We start from the raw sequence: 570 nt of genomic DNA on the forward strand, positions 1-570 counted from the left end.
CCGGCAACGGCGGCTCGGACGCCACCCGGGGCAAGGCCACCACGCTCGACGGCACTCCGGCGCTGACGCTCACCGAGCAGGACGGCAAGGACCGGTACACCTTCTACGTCGCCACCGAGGGCGAGCCGTATCTGCTCCGGCTGGAGAGCACGTCGGCCGCGGACCCGGGGTCGGTCACCTTCACCGACTTCGGGAAGCCGGTCCCGGCCGGGAAGCCCGAGGGCGAGATCCTCGACCTGGACGCCCTGGGCTGACCGCCCGTCACCGCGGGCGCCGTGTCCACACGTCCTGCGGGGCCACCGGGTTCAGACCCCGCACTGCTCCCGCATGGACTCCTTGTCCGCCTTCGTCACGGGCATCTCGTACTTCACGGGGCGACCTGGGCGAAGCGGACGGCGTAGGCGCAGCGGATGCCCTTGCTGGGCGGGAGCCAGGACGCCGGTCCGGAGTCGCTCTTGGCGGAGTTGGCGCTTCCGTCGACCGGGAGCAGGTTGAGCGGGTCGTTGGCCAGTTGCCTGCGCATGGCCTCGGACCAGCGGGAGGCGCCCATCTGCCAGCTGTACGAGAGCG

General features: G+C 71.8%; 2 pseudogenes. One reads left to right on the forward strand and one right to left on the reverse strand.

Annotated elements, in window-relative coordinates:
* A pseudogene (locus tag LPA54_RS35650) lies at nucleotides 1–254 on the forward strand (hypothetical protein); the annotation flags it as partial.
* 51 nt (nucleotides 255–305) lie between these two features.
* Here LPA54_RS35650 and LPA54_RS35655 read toward each other — a convergent pair.
* Nucleotides 306–570: pseudogene (locus LPA54_RS35655) on the reverse strand (HNH endonuclease family protein); the annotation flags it as partial.

Origin of the sequence: Streptomyces sp. DH12, assembly GCF_020873895.1 — a bacterium.
In the GTDB taxonomy this organism is placed as follows: Bacteria; Actinomycetota; Actinomycetes; order Streptomycetales; family Streptomycetaceae; genus Streptomyces.